Raw genomic sequence first — 16631 nt, 5'->3', positions numbered from 1 at the left:
CACCACCCCCAACCCCCTCCTTGAAAAAAAGAGGGGGTTGGGGGTGGTAAACATCTACCTTAATGCGACACCGCCAGTTTTACATTCTTCACCGTGCTGTTCTTCAGCGCGAAATAGAAAACGACCAGGAAGCAAAGTGCCGGTACGATGTAGGCGATCTGGATGGTCGTCAGGTCGGAGATACGGCCCATGATGACCGGGAAAACAGCCCCACCCACAATGGCCATAATGACCAGCGACGACCCGATCTTTGTTTTCGACCCCAGCCCCCGGATACTCAGGGCAAAAATGGTCGGAAACATGATCGACATAAAGAACTCGACACCCACCAGCGCGTAGATCGGCACCATGCCTTCCGTAACGATAGCAAACGCCAGCAAAATCACATTGATAATGCTGTAAATGGCCAGCAGACGCGGTGGCGCGATGAAACGCATGAGGTAGGTACCAAAAAAGCGACCCACCATAAAGGCTAGCAGCGACCCGGATAAATACAGGGCCGCTGTTTTTTCATCGACGCCCGCTACCTTATCGGAGAAACGGATAAAGAAACTACTGATGCAGACCTGAGCCCCTACGTAAAAAAACTGCGCCACAACGCCCAGAATAAGGTTTTTCTCGCCGAGAATCGAGCCTGTTGCCTGTTCCGGCGTATCTTCTTCCTCAATAATATCGGGCAATGGAGTGCGCCAGAGGACAATAGCGACGATTAACACCACAATGCCAATAATCAGGAAAGGCACTTCGACCGATGCGGCTTCTTCGCTCAAATACGCGTCGAGCTGCCCCGGCGACATGGCCGTTTGCTCCTGCTCCGTCAGGTTTTTGCCCGACAGGATAAACGTGCCGCCCATAAGCGGGGCCAGAAAAGCCGCCAGTCCGTTGAACGACTGCGCGAAGTTCAACCGCTGGGTGGCGGTGTCGCTATCGCCCAATACGGTGATGTAGGGGTTAGCGGCTGTTTCCAGCAGCGTTAGTCCACTGGCAATAATGAACAGGGCGACCAGAAAAAACCCGAACATCCGTTGCTCGGCTGCCGGGTAGAACAGAAACGTGCCAAAGGCGAAAAGCAACAGGCCGAGCGTAATCCCGGATTTATAGCCGTAGCGTTTCATGAAAAGACCTGCCGGCAGCGCCATCAGGAAATAAGCGATGTACGAGGCCGAGTCGATCAGGGCCGATTGCAGATCGCTGAGCTGACAGGCTTTTTTGAGGTGCGGAATCAGAATCGGGTTTAGGTTGAGCGCAAATCCCCACAGAAAAAACAGGGAGGTGATCAGAATTATGGCAAGGCGGGTTTTACGATCAGACATAAGTAGCAACGGAAATAAGGGTGATTTCGCAATCAATCCCGCGTATTGAACAATACAAAGGAAAAGTATTTACGAATAAGGATACTAGCAATAATTATCCAATAAGTAAGGAATATTAACTTCATACCAGAAGGTTTGGCCCCCTTTATGAATAATTCCCGTCATAAAAGTATAGCATCAGCTCTGGTTACTGTGTAGCGCCGTGGGCCTGAAACTTTCATCCGGGTAGCACCTTGATCATTGGGGCTACATCACGGCGTTGGGCATAGTCACAGACTATGACGAGCATCCCAAGGTGTTCTTTCAAAAATTCGGGTTTTATAAACCAGCAATGGCGAACCCGAAAGCCCGCCATTGCTGGTTTATAAAACTTCATATCGCTCATGAACGAGGTTTTAAGAACCTGACCGCACATAAATACCTTACTTCATACTCAAAACGGGCTTTTTGTACGTAGCCGTGCGGGCATCCTGAATGACGCCTTTCCAGTTCAAACCAAACCCGAAATCGTAGGTGTTGCCTTCAGAATCTTTATAGGCGGTCATGTCGCGGGGGACATCTTCGGCCTGAGTTTCCACCGTTTTCATGTCGGCGGGAAATTGCATGGGCAGGAGCGCGGACGGCTCATGAGCACCCGTCATGATCTCCAGCAGAGCCTGATCCTGAACGCCAAAATGCGCCAGAATAGAATTCGACTGTGCGTCAAACTCCTTTACCACCGTTGGGTTCGATACCTGAAGAGCCACGATTACCGGCTTGCCGTTCATTTTGGCGAAGGTTTCGGTCACCATCGTCAGGTCGCTTTTGTTGATGGTTTTTGCGGTTTTACCGGTGTACGTCCGGTTCGTGAACGTTTCCAGTGGGTCACCACCCGCAAGGCTCGGGTTGCGGGTACCCTGAGCGGTGTAGTCGCCATATTGCAAACTGATGGGAACATAACCCGTCCCGCCCGCTTTGACATCTCCCGAATTGTACCCGCCCCCCGAATCGGGGCTTTGGATAAAGACCAGCGCGTAATCGGCTTCGGCAGGGTTGTCGGTCACGGTGAAATATTTTTTAATGACCGCCAGATTGACCGGGTAATCCAGTTTTTCGGGCGTTTGCATGCCCAGGAAGTTACGTCCCGCTGGTGTGAACCGTTTGGGAATGTAAACGGTCTTGCCTTTGGTGAGGGGTAACGTCTTCGCCTTGTTCTTGAGCATCACTACCGATTCCAACTGCGCCTGATACCCGGCTTTCATGAACTCGGGCGTACCCACGGCTTTCTGTGACACCTGCGGGTTCAGATACGGATTCTCGAACAGTCCAACCCGGAAGATATTCTTCAGCAACCGTACCGCCGACTGTTCGAACCGGGCACGCATGAACGATTCTCCATGTTCTTTAACCCCCATCTGGTAAGCGTCGGTAACGGGTTTCGCTTCGTTGTTGCCGCCAAACTGGTCGACGCCGTTCATCAGGATTTTGTAGTGCCGCCCGGCAACGGACAATTTCTCGACACCCCAGGATTTACCGGTCAGGAACACATCGACTGCGGTTTCATCGGCGGTGATGAGCCAGTCGGTGCAGACGACACCATCGTACTTGTACTTGGTCCGCAAAAGGTCGTTGATGATGTATTTGTTATAGCTGTTACCCACATTTTCGCCGTACTTTTTGTCCTGATTGTACGAAATGGTGTAATACGGCATCACAGCCGATGCCATGCCCGTTTTGCCTTTCAGCTTGAAGGCGCCATTGAGAAAGGGCATGAAGTGCGTCTGGAAGTTATTGCCCGGATAGACCGCGTATTTGCCGTATCCGTAGTGGGCATCGCGGCCACCTTCGCCCGAGCCGCCACCCGGCCAGTGTTTTACCATGGCGTTGACGCTGGCGTAGCCCCAGCCGCCTGTAATTTCGTTCGCTCCGGTTGAGGTTTGAAAGCCGTCGATGTACGCACGGGCCATGTCCGTTGCCAGATTGGGGTCTTCACCGAAGGTGCCGCTCACCCGGTTCCAGCGGGGGTCGGTGGCGAGGTCGACTTGTGGCGAAAGTGCCGTGGCAATGCCCAAAGCCCGGTATTCCGTAGCGGCAATCTGACCAAATTTCTGCACCAGTTCGGGGTTGAACGTAGCGGCCAGCCCTAGCGAGCCGGGCCACATGGAAATGGCTCCACCCGCTCCGGCATTGAATTCCGCATCGGCACGGGTGCCGTGGCGTGGGTCGGAGCTACTGTTTATGGGAATACCCACGCCGAGGCCTTCGACCAGTGCCTGGGCGTTGTTGTTCCAGGCGGCAGCCGCTTCCGGACTTTGCACCGAGGTTATGAGGACGTGCCGGAGGTTATCTTTCGTCAGAAACTCCCGCTGCTGGTCTGACAAATCCGACACATTGGCCCCACTCTGCGCGAAGATTTTACCGTTATACGTGCCCGCAAATGGTCCGCCGGGAGCCGCTGGGATGGGCTGGTGCTTGCTGTACAGCATCAAGCCGGCAATCTGTTCGACGCTGAGTTTAGCCGCCAGATCTTTGGCCCGCACATCGACAGGCAGGCGCCAATCTTCATATTTATCCAGCTTTCCGTTCTTATTGAGGTCTTTGAACGCAAACCCTTTATCCGACAGCAGTTTTACGCCGGACGCAGGCGAATAGCCGAGCGTTTGGCCGCCCTTGTTTGTCACTTTCACCCAGTTGCCTGTCTTGCTTTCGGTCCAGTTCTGACCGAAGGTGACAGAGGCTGTGAGCAGGCTTAATAAACCGATACTAATTCTCTTTTTTCTCATAGTTGGTTTTAGTCAATTTCACAACGATCTCGTCAGTTCCCTTTAACACTACGGAGTCGATCAGGCTTATTAATGTAGCGTGGAATTTATTCCGCGTAGCCGTTAGGCTAAGAAAGTAAATCCTGTTCTAGCCTGACGGCTACGCGGAATAAATTCCACGCTACATAATTAAACCGCTATTTCTTCGGCCACTTTCAGCACTACCGGGCCGACGAGCCCGGAATCCAGCAGGGGCGAATCTTTTTTGTAGTGTTTCCAGGTGGTAAACGTCACCCGGCCATCGGCGGGTTTGGGCTTACCTTCTTTGTACCAGGCGGGTAGCGCCACGATGGCACCGTTGTTCAGGCTGGCAATGCCACTGGACCCACCGCCGGGGGTAAATTTGTCGGGATCGGGCAGTTGCTCGTCACCGATAAGGCGGTTGGGCCAGAGGTTGGTTACGGCAATTTCAAGGGTATTGACACCGGCTTTTACGGCATCGGTAATATCGACCAGGAAGGGTCGCTTCCAGAATACGCCCAGATCGTTGCCGTTGACCCGGACATTAGCCAGCACTTCTACCCGACCCAGATCCAGCATGAGTTTCTTTCCTTTTCCGAGCGAACCGGCCGTTACCGTGAACGATTTGCGATAAGTAGCCGTACCCGAAAAGTACTTCACGCCGTCCTGTTCGTGGCTATTAAGTGATAGCAGTTTGGAAAGGGTAATCTGCGCCGGTGCGCCCAGATTCGGTGGGAAGCTGACCTGCCAGGAACCCGTCAACTCCATTGGCGGAGCGATACCGGCAATGGTAACTGGCGTTTTGCGGCCGTCACTGTATTGCAGCGAATAGCGGCCATTTTGCCAGAAACGCAGTCCCGGTATACCATTGGCGGCTAGCTGCACGGCGGGCGTGTCTGCGGGTTGCGGTCGCGGTTGGGTAGCCAGTTGACGGACGCGGTCTTCGTTTATGGCCTCCGTTATCAGTTGCGGCTCACTAAGGTCGCCATTGTAAAATGACGCGCCATCACTCAGGTACGCTTGTCCCAGACCGGGATGAACGATGCTCCCGGCGGCTTTCCCCCGCTGAATCAGTTTGCCGTTGACATACACCGCCGGAACACCGTCCGCATACACAAGGGCTATGTGTGACCAGCCCGAAATATCCGTTGGGGCGGCCAGTTTAAAGACGGGACTTCCGGTTGTACGCTCCCAGACCGCCACGCCGTTTCGCCCGATGGCTAACCCGCAGGCCGCGTGCCCCTCCCCGTACAAGTCCGTACCAGCAGGCGGATACAGGGCGTAAAAATCTGTCCAGGAGCTTTTTACCGTATCCAGAAAGCCACTCGTCGACAGCATGATGTTCAGCTCCGGCTTGGCCCACAGGCTGATGGCAAAGTTATTCGAAACGTCTTTGTAGAGCTTCCGGGCGGGAGTTGAAAAGGGTTTATTCGTCAGAACAAGCCCACTTCCGTTGCTCACCGATTGCAGTTGTTTCGGCTTTGCTGCCGAGCGGAACACGATAAACGCTGAGCCAGCCGGATCGAGCTGAAGAGATACCTGTGTTCGCCCATTTGCAGTGGAATAGAGGGTCAACGGCGTCTGTTTCCCCGTGGCCGCATCCCAGAGTTCGGGTTGCATTCCATCGACGCGGAAAGTACAAACCAGTTCTTCGGGTGTTCGTCGCTGATTGGCCAGAAAGTACACCTGCGTCTTGCCGATGCGCCGGTGAATGTAGGTAACGGGCGCATCGCCGGAGCGGGACGTGACTTCGAAATCAGGTTTTATGGCCAGAGCCGACAGTAGCGTTTGAATAGGCTGGACCCGAAAAACGCGCCCTTTCCCTAATCTATTTTCGGTAGTCGTTGCGCCGTCACCAGCTCCCCAAATCTCGGCCACCAGCCGCTGAAATTCATCATTTCCCTGCGTTTTCGTTCGTAAGCCCAACGACGTTGCTGGTTTAGAACCGACCAGAATCAGTCCGCCGTTGACCAGTTCCCGCAGTTTCCGAACCAGCTCGATACTCAACGCTTTGTGGTCCTGAAGCACCAGCACCCGATAACTCATGCCATCGGGCAAGGTCAGGTTTCCGTTCGACACACTGGCCCGTTTTATGATGGTTTCGGCGTTGATGAGGTCGTAATCGTAGCCCTCCGGCGGGGTTGGAGTTAGCTCGTGGGGTTCTACTTTCGTGTACTGATTGCCGTCCTCCCCGGTATAATACGCCAGATCGGCTACGAAAAGTCCCTGTTGTAACAAACTCTGGCAACGGGCAATGTAATCCAGCCACCACCGCCCCTGATTCCACCAGGTCGTTGTCCGGTCGAAGTGAATGCCCCATGGCCCCATGGTCATGCCCGGTACGGCGGTTGGGTGGGGCTGGTGCGCGTATCGGTGGAAAATAATCTTGTTCAGCCCCTGCGTGAACATCTTGTCGCCCAGGGCTTTCATGGCAAATGGATACTCCTGCCAGCGCGACGATTCGGGTTCGCCGGTGAACGCTTCCGCACCCACCACTTGCGGGTTTTCGGGGGTTCCACCCCCTACTACATGCCCGTTGATGTGCGCGATGGATGCCGCCAGTTTGGTGGTCCGGCGCATGGTCAGGTTGTTCTGAAAGATGGACGAAAGACCGTTCCAGAACTCGCCCATGTTCACATCCACGCGGGCACCAATCTGCATTTCCTCCATTGGCCCCCGGTCGTAGGGCTCGGTGTAGGCCGCAATGCCGTTTTTATGGCATAACTCGCGGAATCGTCCGTAATAATTATCGGCGATGAGATCGGCCTGGGTTCGGCGTACATCCCACAAAAACCGCTCGGTGGTATCGACATCGCCCACAATGCGCCCGGTCAGTGCCGGGAGGTAGTTCAGGAGTGAATAGCCCGAGCGGGCTTGAAACGCCTGCGGAAACTGCGCCGTCCAGTTCTGCATGCCCACTTCGTAACTGTCGATGAGCATCCCGACACGGCCTTTTTTCGCCATTGGTCCCAGCGTTGGCAGCAGGTTTTCCATCATCTTATTGAAATGGAAATCAATGGCAGCTGCGCTGTATTTATCGCATTCCAGACCAACACCCGTGTCGGGTGCCGACCGGTTCATTTCGCCGTTGGGGGTGTACCCCATCCGAAGCACCGTCCAGTTGCCCGCTGGTGGCGTCCAGGTAAGCACTCCGTCTTTCATGAATGATCTGAGATCAACAAGCGCATCCAGTTTGATGACGGCTTTGGTACTGCCGTCCAGATCGGGCGTGACGCCCATCACGCCAAAGGCACTGTTCGCTTTTTTGCGCCAGTCGGCCAGCCGCGCGGCTCCCGAAAAACGAAGCTGGGCAAACTGACGCGCTCCGGGCGATGTAAGCCGGAAAAACTTGGCTTTCGTCGCCGGAAACTCCGCCAGACTCAGCCCCATATCCGACGATCGCCCGGTACCAATCGACGTTAGTTTCCGAAACGTTTGCCCATCGTCCGACAGTTCGAGCGTTAACTGCGGCCCGCCCCCAAAACCACCGGCGGCTCGGGGTTTGCCGAGGGGTTTACTCAAAAACGCAATGGAGCGCGCTTCGTAGGGCTGTTTGAATTCAATGAGCAGCGTAACGGGTTTATCATCGGCCTCGGCCAGAATCGACACGCCTTTACTCCCGGCCAGGTCATCGGCAGAAACCGCCCCGCCCCCATTGGCGCTAACCTGCTGAATAACAGACGCCAGCGACATTTCGCCGGGGAGCGACGGATAGGCAATCACCGCCACATCCCGGTAATAATTCAGGTTGGTGAGCGGTTGCGCCAGCGGGAGCGTTACAGCCTGACCACCCGTTACGAAGGCTTCGCTCCAGGTCACCTGCTGCATGGCGAGTTCGGGCGTAATCCACGGCCCACCACTCGACGACCAGCCGGGGCAGTTGTGCATGGTAAACTCCAGACCCAGCCGCTCGGCTTCCTTAATGGTATGTTCTTTCAGCCGAAGCCACTCGGGACTTAGGTAAACGACAAGCCCTTTGGGAATGCCCGTTCCGGCGTCGAAGTTCTGGAACCCGCCCAGCCCGATCTGTTTCATGGCTTCGAGGTCGCGGGTGATTCCGTCGGCGGTGACATTGCCGTTCATCCAGTGCCACCAGCATTGCGCCCGTGCCGACGCTGGCGGATTCAGGAAGGCTTCGACGAACGATTCGGCCATGGCGGCTGGTTGTACTGGCTGTTGTTTACGAATGTCCAGAATGCCGGTTGGGGTGATAATGGCCATTAAACCAGCCGTGGAGCTGTTTTTAAGGAAGGAACGTCTTTTCATGAAGCGGGTACAAGTCTGGAAATACAAACAGTGGTTTAGGAAGCAGTGCCCTGATCGAGGGTCTTTAGCGAAAAAGTAACGGGGCAAACGTGTGCAGGTTATTGCGCCACGCTAGGAACGAGTGTCCGCCGGGCACCTCGACATACTTGTATTTTATCCCGTTCTTATCGAAGAGGGCCATCATGTTCTTGTTATTCTGATAGGCAATATCAGAAGGGCCACCCATGGCAATCCAGAATAAGTTGATGCGGTTGATTTCCGGATTTTTCAACACGGCCTGATATTTCTCTTCCAGTTCCTTAATGACCGGCGGGAAGTAGCCGGTACTCAATGGAAGTACATAGCTGAATTTTTCCGGATGCCAGAGGGCAATGTTCAGCACCTGAATGCCCCCCATCGACAAGCCCGCAATAGCCCGGTCTTGCCGCCGGGTCGATACGCGGTACTCCTTCTCAATGAACGGCATCACGCTTCCCAAAAAGTCAATACAAAACGGGTCCTGCTCCGGACCAGCGCCCATGTGCATGCCGGGTGTGGGTGTGTGTCCCGCTGGCATGACCACCAGCATGGGTTTCATCTTTCCTTCGGCCAGCAGGTTATCCAGAATAAAATTGGCCCGGCCCACGGTCATCCAGCTCGCATCGTTATCACCCCCGCCGTGCAGTAGATACAACACGGGTAGTTTGGTCGTGGATTTCTCATAACCCGGTGGGGTATACACGTGCATCCGGCGGGTGATACCCAATGAACCAGACGGGTACCAGACAATCTCGACCCGACCATGAGGCACATTTTTTTCCGTCAGGTAATCGGTCTCTTTTCCGGGTATCGTAACCAGGTTCGACAGACCGTTCAGGCTCTCTTTATACTGCGGATTTTTCGGATCGAACGTTTTGATGCCGTCGATCGTAAAATCGTAGGTATACAGATTGGGGGCCAATGGCCCAACGGTGGTTGTCCATACGCCATTGGCCTGTTTCGTCAGGCTGGCGGCTGGCTGCCCGGCCAGAAAGTCGCCGTTCACCGTTACCTCGGTGGCTTTGGGCGCGTAGATACTAAAACGCAACCGGCTGTCAGGTAAAATTCTGGCCGAAACCAGGGTATCGTTGGGCGTCGGGGTACGAGCCGGAAAATTCTGCGCCTGAGACAGTCCGGTAACCAGCAGGCTAAGGCATACGATATATTTTTTCATACAGTCACGGGTAGATCAGGGAACAACAACGCCGTTTTGGGTCAATATTTTACTAAAAAACAAGACATGCGATGGCAGCGAATTCTCCCAATAGTCCCAAGTGTGCGCACCCGGATGCTCTGTGTAATCGTGCGGAGTCTGGTTGTACACCAGCCGACGGTGCAGTTCCCGATTCGGCTCGATCAGGAAGTCATCGACCCCACAATCAATGATCAGTGGCAGGGCATTTGCTTTCAATTTGTCAGCCATGTTAACGACCGAGTTAGCCGCGTATAAATCAGGCGTCGACCCAACAGGTCCCAATATCCGGGTGAAACCCGGCGCAATCTGTTTCGCGAATTCCGGTGTAATTTTCCAGTGTGTGGTTGCCAGATCGAGTGCTCCGCTCATGCTACCGGCAGCACAGTAAAGCTCCGGGTGACGGCCCGACAGGTACAAGGCACCATGACCACCCATGCTCAGGCCCGTAATGACCCGCCCCTTTCGGTCGCGGATGGTGCGGTAGGTGTTATCAATTTTTTCGACAACCTCTTTCGTAATGTAGGTTTCGAAGAGGTTGTCTTTCTGAACGGGGCTATCCAGGTAACCGCTTAAGGGTTCCCCTTCCGGCGTCACGATGATGATGTTATATTGATCGGCCAGATTATGCAGAAGCATTTTGTCGGGCGTTTTATTCAGCCAGTCGTTGAACTTCCCTCCACCACCATGCAGCAGATACAAAACGGGATAGTTGGCCTTCCCCTTAGCATACGAGTTTGGCAGAACGACAGCCGCCCGGAGGTTCTTTTTCATCGCGGCCGATGGCACATCCAGCGAATCGACTTTAGCCGCAAAGGAGAGCGTAGAGAAGCAAAGGAAGCAAAGCAGAAAATGTAATCGGGTTGGGTTCATTGAGTGAGTTATAAAATTTGAGGCTAATAAATTGATCAATAAAATTTATCTCCAGAAGTGGCAGAACTACCAACCCGTTTATAAGGGCATAACCTTGCAGGACGCAAAAGACCAGGTACATAGGCAGTCGCGTAGCGACGAAATGTTGGTAGCCAATATAGCCCCTGAAGCGGCCCGCGTGCCGTAGGTACGCTACATAACCCGGTTGCGTATCTACGGCACGCCAGTTGACCCAAAGCCAACCTTTGCTACCAACATTCCGTCGCTACGCGACTAGTTAACGTCAATTCTAAAAACCTACAAGGCCAGACTTCGAGGGAAGTTGGGCCGGGCGGCCGTTGCCGTGGGGTAATTTACGCCAACGTCCACCTACTTAAACAGCAGCGGCACATACTCATTAAGGTACTGCCGCCAGTTGATCCAGGTGTGTCCACCCGAGGTTTCTTTGTACTGGTATTTGATCTGATGCTTGTCGAGGAGAGCCAGCGTTTTTTTGTTGGCGTCCATCACGAAATCATCTTTACCGATGCCGATCCAGAACAGTTTTTTGTTCTTGTTGAATGCAGGATCGTTTAACGCGCTGGCATATTTCGTTTCGGCTTCGTCGATGGAAGCCCCGAAAAATCCGGAACTAAATACGCCCACGTAGTTGAACAGCTCGGGGCGGGTCATCGTGACGTCCAGCGTCTGGAAACCGCCCATGCTCAGGCCCGCCAACGCCCGATTTTCGCGATTGGGCAACGTGCGGTAGGTTTTCTCTACCGTTGGCATGATGTCGTTGAGCAAATCATTGGCGAACATCGACCGGATGGTATTCATGGCCTGGGCATTCATTCCACTCGATGGGGGCAGCGGCATACTTCCGTTGGGCATGACGACAATCATCGGTTTAGCCTGCCCCGCAGCTAGGAGATTGTCGATAATAAAACCCGCCCGGCCAATGGTGTTCCAACCCGAATCATCGTCGCCGGCACCATGCAACAGGTAGAAAACGGGGTACTTCGTCGTGCCTTTTTCATAGCCCGGTGGCGTATAGACATGCATCCGACGCATCATATTAAGCGATTTCGACGAATACCAAACCTCCCGAACTTCGCCGTGGGGAACGGCTTTGTTATCCTCAAAAGCCGTTTCGGCACCCGGCACGAGCATGATATTTTCGAGGCTGCTGATGCCTTGTTTGATAATGGGATTCTTGGGATCCATTGTCCGGACGCCATCGACCATCAGCGTGTACGAATAATAATCCGGGCGAAGCGGGCTGGTCGTTGCGGACCAGACGCCTACCTCATTTTTGGTCAGGCCGAGGGGTTTGCCCCCCGACAGGAAATCGCCACCAACGGTTACCTCGCTGGCTTTGGGCGCATAAATCTGAATCATCACCCGCTTGTCGTCCAGCACTTTGGGTGATTTGAGCGTGTCGTTGGGCGTGGGCGTCCGCTGGGGAGCCTGCGCCAGAGCGCCAACCGCAAAAAGTGTTGCGCACAGGGTTGCTAAAGAGCAATGAGTTTTCATCTTGATTTTCATTCGTTTAGGGGTTTATGTCGATGGCGCGAGGCCAGAGCCTCGCGGCATCATTGTCTCATTTCCGCCAGAGGTTCGGCAGAAGCTTATAATACAGCAGATGCCGCCAGGTGCCCCAGTCATGAGCCCCTTCACCACCGACGTAGTAATCATGTTTGATGTTATGCTTTTGCAGGGCCTCGTGCAAGGCTACAGCCCGTTTACCGATGGTTTCTACCTCGCCGGTTCCCTGCCCAACCAGCAGGTAATCAACTTTCCGGTTAGCGGCCGGGTCGTTGAGGAAGGCAGCACTAACTTTTTCGGTTTCCAGATCGCCCGCGCTCAGAACACCGAAGGCGCTGAACAAATCAAGATTTTTCAACCCCACCAACTGCGTATGTCGCCCTCCCATCGACAGACCCGCCAGGGCACGTCCTTTGCGGTCGGTGCGGGTACTGTACGTTTTGTCGATCAGCGGGATAATCTGCTTCTTCAATTCCTCTTCCAGCAGCGGGAACGTCTTTTCAGTATGGGCCGGATCGCTACGGTGAACCACCTGATTGTTGGGCATGGCAATGAGCATGGGCACCATTTTACCTTCGGCAATCAGGTTATCGGCAATGAAATTAGCCCGGCCGTCGAGTGCCCATCCGGAGGCCAGTTCACCACTGCCGCCCATCAGATACAGCACCGGGTATTTCTTTTTGGACGTATAACCGGGGGGCGTGTACACGTAAATTTCCCGCTCGCCATTGAGCACGTCCGAATGGTAAATATGCCGCGTTACGGCACCGTGCGGTACGGGTTTGGCATCGTAATAAGCGGGGCCGTCGCCCTGAACAACCAGATTACTGTAGCCGGGCTGGTCATTAAAACCCGTCAGCGTATTGTTCGGGTCGACAACCTGAACACCGTCGATAATGAATTTGTAGACGTACATATCGGGCTTCAGCGGCCCAACCGTCAGCGACCAAAGGCCGTCTTCACTCTTTTGAAAGGGAATGGGGTCTTTTGCGGTCAACGCCAGCAGCATTGGGCCACCGGTCAGCAGAACAGCTTTGGCATCGGGCGCTTTAAGCCGGAAGGTAACGGTACGATCATCCCGAACTTCGGGCGAGATGACACTGGCACCGAAAGGCAGCAGATTCTGCGTGTTCTTCTGGGGGTTCCAGTCGAGATTCACGTGCGCTTGCTGCGCCTGTACCCAGTGATTTCCGACTAATAGTAACGCAATAAGCTGGCTGTATATCCGATTCATACGTAACGTTTTTCCCTTTGTGTCAAAAGTACATAAAGTTCGTATTCCACCTTACAGCCAACCTATTATTTTGTGAATTTTTCAGGACTATTTATCACGATTTATTGGATAAGCGAAACCCTGCTCAGCGCAATCCGGAAAGTAGTAGCTCATTTGGCAGGGCTTACCTCGTCCTGTAATCTGTCACTATGCCCTGACACATCCAGTTGGCCAGCGCCTGCCGGTTCTGGGGAATCAGGAATCGGCGCTGATCCAGTGAATTCTGAATATTACCCAGTTCGATAAAAACCGTGGGCGGGTGGCTGTTCTTCACGACGTATAAGCTCCCCCGGCTACTGACCCGGCCCATGTACGGGCGAGCGGGGCGATGGCGCCGGTAGTTGGCCAGAAACGTTTTATGGATATGCCGCGCCAGTCGCAACCCGACTTTACTTTGCGGATGATGGTAGAAAAACACATCGGTCGTTTCACCTTTACTCCGGCTATCGACGTGAATGGTGATGAACCGCTGGTACCGTCCTTTATGGCGGGCGTATTCACCATTGACCGCCGTAGTTGTCTGCCGTAACCGACTGGTTTGATTTAGGGGTATGGCCTGATTTGGGTACGCCACTTCATCGTAGTCGATGGGCAACACCGCCTGGTCCCGAATCCCATCATTCCGGTCCTGCACGATCATGTACACCGTGGCACCGTGCTGAATAAGCAACCGGGCAAGCCGCAGGGTTACATCATACGCATATTCATCTTCGGGGAGTCGTTGCTTGCGATACCGGCCAATGGCTCCCGGATCGGGACCGCCGTGCCCGGAAGCGAGGTAATATACCGTTCCGCCAAGTTGCCCGTCAAGTGTTGGGATCGTCGCGTACCGGCTGCCCATGATGGCGAGTCGGCGGCTTACGGGCAAGACCACTTTCTTACTAACCGTCCTTTTCTTTCGGACTGCCACGACCGACCGACTCCGTTTGGCCACCCGCACGGGCTGGCGAGTTTTTTTCGCAGTCGGGCGCGCCTGACTGCGCTTTCCGGTACGGGCAGTTTGCTTCCTGGCCGATTGGCGGACAGGCGGTTTGGCTCGCTTCTTTTTCTGACGGGATTGCTGACTGAACCGAAGGGTCGACGTGACAGTTGACGGGTCGCTAACGGTATCAGGAGAGTATATCCCGGAGAGCGTCAGGTAAACGATAAATAGGGCTAACAGATGCAATAGACTTAACTAAAACTAAGTATGGAATTCAATTATGACCATGTTAAAGCCAGCCTTTTGGACGTAAAGGAATGTTCGATTGTCACAGTGACCTTTATACCGCTGTTCGCCTTCCTGACGATGTAGACTTGCCTGCTATAGCACTACAAAGGTCTATATAGCTGCAAATGTTCACCTCAATTCAGGATTAAATTGAGTATATAGTCCCAGCCTCATCGTTTTAATCGTTCAACCAAACACACGTATCGCTCTGTTAATCAACTATTTTAAAGAGAAAGACGGGCGTAATTAGTTAGAGCTTTCTTAGAAACGGTCGCAAGCGCCACATCGTAAAGGATACATTAGGCTTAGCCCAGCATTCGTGTGTTTATCAAATATCAACTGTATAGTCAGGCATTTTTAAACAGATTCTATTTTTTGCCAAAATTCTCTATAAGTATGCTTCGCTGGATACCGCCCCTTTTGTTTGGTTTATTTTTCGCTACTACGTCCTTCGCCCAAAATCAGTCGCTAACAAACGATTCGGCAACGATTGCTCCGCCGGGACCGGTGCTGATTACCAACGGAAACCTTGTGGATGTGGAAACGGGCCGGGTTAGCGAGGGTATGAGCCTACTCATCGAAAACGGTATCATCCGCAAAATTGGCAAAAACCTGTCGACAACAGCGGGCACAACGGTTGTCGACGCAACCGGCAAATGGCTGATGCCGGGCCTGATCGACAGCCACATCCACCTGTTTCAGTCGGGTGGATTATATACCCGGCCTGATGGTGCTGATCTGACCAAATACCGACCCTACGAAACCGAGCGTAAATGGCTGCGCGAAAACATGGGCGATTTACTGCGTCGGTACCTGGCCTGCGGCATCACGACCGTGATTGATATCGGTGGGCCACTTTATCAATTCGCGTATCGCGACCGATATAATCGGCGATACACCAGTCCGCAGGTTCTGATGACGGGGCCGCTGATTTCAACCTACCAGCCCGAAGCGTTTAAGATTGAGGATTCGCCTATCATTAAAGCGAATACGCCCGACGAAGCTCGTGAGCAGGTACGCCGGCAGTTACCCTATAAGCCGGATTTTATCAAAATCTGGTTCATCATACGGGGCGTTGGTGCGGGTGAGCAGGCGCAGGCAATGGTTCAGGCTGCCATTGATGAAAGCCATAAGAATGGACTAAAAGTGGCCATTCATACGCAGGAGTTACTGGCCGCCAAATTAGGCGTAAAATACGGCGCCGATTACCTGGTTCATAACCCCGAAGATGGCCTGATCGATGACGAACTGATTGCGCTCATGAAGCAGCGGAATGTTAGCTATTGTCCGACAATGGTAGTGGCCGACGGCTATACAGGTTTTTTCACGGATAAGCGCAAGTTGACTCCTTACGAGTTTACGCGCGCCAACCCCTACGTGTTGGGAACGCTGTTCGACATGAAGCACCTGCCCGAGCCAACTCTGCAAAAACAGTTTGGTGATTTCCTAAATAGTCCGGCTTATCAGCGCATACAGACTGACCGAAATTCCTTCATATGGGCTAATCTGATTCGGGTGTGGCGGGCGGGTGTCAACGTAGTGACCGGCACGGATGCGGGCAATCCCGGTACGTTTCACGGTACGTCTTATATAGATGAACTGCGCAAGATGAAAACGGCGGATCTGACCAATGCTGATCTGTTAAAGGCGTCAACGATCAATGCGGCTAAAATTTTGGGTAAAGAAGGTCAGATTGGCTCGTTGACCGAAGGCAAATGGGCTAACGTACTGGTGCTTTCACAGAATCCACTGGCCGACCTAAACGCCCTGACACGCATAGAGACAATCGTAAACCGGGGGTTCGTGGCGACTCCGGCGCAGCTTCTGGCCGACAAGCCCGAAGACTTGGCTCAGCGGCAGCTGAACGCCTATAATGCGCACGACATCGAGGCCTTTCTGGAACCCTACGCCGACGACATAGAACTATATGACTTGCCTAACAAGCTCATCATCAATGGTAAAGACGCCATGCGGCAGGATTACGGAAAATTCTTTACCAACGCACCCGCGCTGCACTGCGAATTGGTCAACCGCATGGTAGTCGGCAACACCGTCGTAGACCATGAGCGGGTTACAGTGGTGGCTGGCAAGGCTCCGACGGAGGCCATTGCCATTTACAAAATTGAAAACGGGAAGATCAGGAAAGTGTATTTCACTCAGTAAGTAACAATTCTATAAAAGCAATTACTTTACCCGA

General features: G+C 53.5%; 9 protein-coding genes. 1 reads left to right on the top strand and 8 read right to left on the bottom strand.

Annotated features, from left to right (window positions below):
• Positions 1-59: 59 nt before the first annotated feature.
• From fucP to CRO74_RS04805, 8 genes are all read right to left on the bottom strand, one after another.
• Positions 60-1313 (bottom strand): L-fucose:H+ symporter permease, encoded by a 1254-nt coding sequence (gene fucP / locus CRO74_RS04845; protein WP_097124867.1) that lies wholly within the window; start codon positions 1311-1313, stop codon positions 60-62.
• Between the two features lie 422 nt (positions 1314-1735).
• Positions 1736-4075 (bottom strand): glycoside hydrolase family 3 protein, encoded by a 2340-nt coding sequence (locus CRO74_RS04835; protein ID WP_097124865.1) that lies wholly within the window; start codon positions 4073-4075, stop codon positions 1736-1738.
• Between the two features lie 168 nt (positions 4076-4243).
• On the bottom strand, positions 4244-8341 hold the full coding sequence (locus CRO74_RS04830) for a glycosyl hydrolase (protein ID WP_245877762.1): 4098 nt from the start codon (positions 8339-8341) through the stop codon (positions 4244-4246).
• 64 nt (positions 8342-8405) lie between these two features.
• Positions 8406-9533, bottom strand: a complete 1128-nt coding sequence (locus CRO74_RS04825) for an esterase (protein ID WP_097124863.1) — start codon at positions 9531-9533, stop codon at positions 8406-8408.
• A 15-nt stretch (positions 9534-9548) separates the two neighbouring features.
• Positions 9549-10424 (bottom strand): alpha/beta hydrolase, encoded by an 876-nt coding sequence (locus tag CRO74_RS04820; RefSeq protein WP_097124862.1) that lies wholly within the window; start codon positions 10422-10424, stop codon positions 9549-9551.
• 369 nt (positions 10425-10793) lie between these two features.
• Positions 10794-11951 carry an esterase gene (locus CRO74_RS04815; RefSeq protein ID WP_245877761.1) on the bottom strand — a complete coding sequence of 386 codons (1158 nt, stop codon included), beginning with the start codon at positions 11949-11951 and terminating at the stop codon, positions 10794-10796.
• Between the two features lie 55 nt (positions 11952-12006).
• Positions 12007-13185, bottom strand: a complete 1179-nt coding sequence (locus CRO74_RS04810) for an esterase (protein ID WP_097124861.1) — start codon at positions 13183-13185, stop codon at positions 12007-12009.
• A 163-nt stretch (positions 13186-13348) separates the two neighbouring features.
• On the bottom strand, positions 13349-14392 hold the full coding sequence (locus CRO74_RS04805) for an N-acetylmuramoyl-L-alanine amidase family protein (RefSeq protein WP_097124860.1): 1044 nt from the start codon (positions 14390-14392) through the stop codon (positions 13349-13351).
• A gap of 438 nt (positions 14393-14830) precedes the next feature.
• Here CRO74_RS04805 and CRO74_RS31460 point away from each other — a divergent pair, with 438 nt between their 5' ends.
• Positions 14831-16597 (top strand): amidohydrolase family protein, encoded by a 1767-nt coding sequence (locus CRO74_RS31460; protein ID WP_179830120.1) that lies wholly within the window; start codon positions 14831-14833, stop codon positions 16595-16597.
• The last annotated feature ends 34 nt before the right edge of the window (positions 16598-16631 follow it).

The sequence above is a fragment of the Spirosoma fluviale genome, assembly GCF_900230225.1.
Classification (GTDB): Bacteria; Bacteroidota; Bacteroidia; order Cytophagales; family Spirosomataceae; genus Spirosoma; species Spirosoma fluviale.
Note: the sequence above shows the minus strand (reverse complement) of the source record. Positions and strands in the feature narration are given on the sequence as shown.

What these genes read in the sequence shown, in the direction of transcription:
- fucP (WP_097124867.1), bottom strand. Translation starts at nt 1,313, where the DNA reads ATGTCTGATCGTAAAACCCGCCTTGCCATAATTCTGATCACCTCCCTG.
- CRO74_RS04835 (WP_097124865.1), bottom strand. Translation starts at nt 4,075, where the DNA reads ATGAGAAAAAAGAGAATTAGTATCGGTTTATTAAGCCTGCTCACAGCC.
- CRO74_RS04830 (WP_245877762.1), bottom strand. Translation starts at nt 8,341, where the DNA reads ATGAAAAGACGTTCCTTCCTTAAAAACAGCTCCACGGCTGGTTTAATG.
- CRO74_RS04825 (WP_097124863.1), bottom strand. Translation starts at nt 9,533, where the DNA reads ATGAAAAAATATATCGTATGCCTTAGCCTGCTGGTTACCGGACTGTCT.
- CRO74_RS04820 (WP_097124862.1), bottom strand. Translation starts at nt 10,424, where the DNA reads ATGAACCCAACCCGATTACATTTTCTGCTTTGCTTCCTTTGCTTCTCT.
- CRO74_RS04815 (WP_245877761.1), bottom strand. Translation starts at nt 11,951, where the DNA reads ATGAAAATCAAGATGAAAACTCATTGCTCTTTAGCAACCCTGTGCGCA.
- CRO74_RS04810 (WP_097124861.1), bottom strand. Translation starts at nt 13,185, where the DNA reads ATGAATCGGATATACAGCCAGCTTATTGCGTTACTATTAGTCGGAAAT.
- CRO74_RS31460 (WP_179830120.1), top strand. Translation starts at nt 14,831, where the DNA reads ATGCTTCGCTGGATACCGCCCCTTTTGTTTGGTTTATTTTTCGCTACT.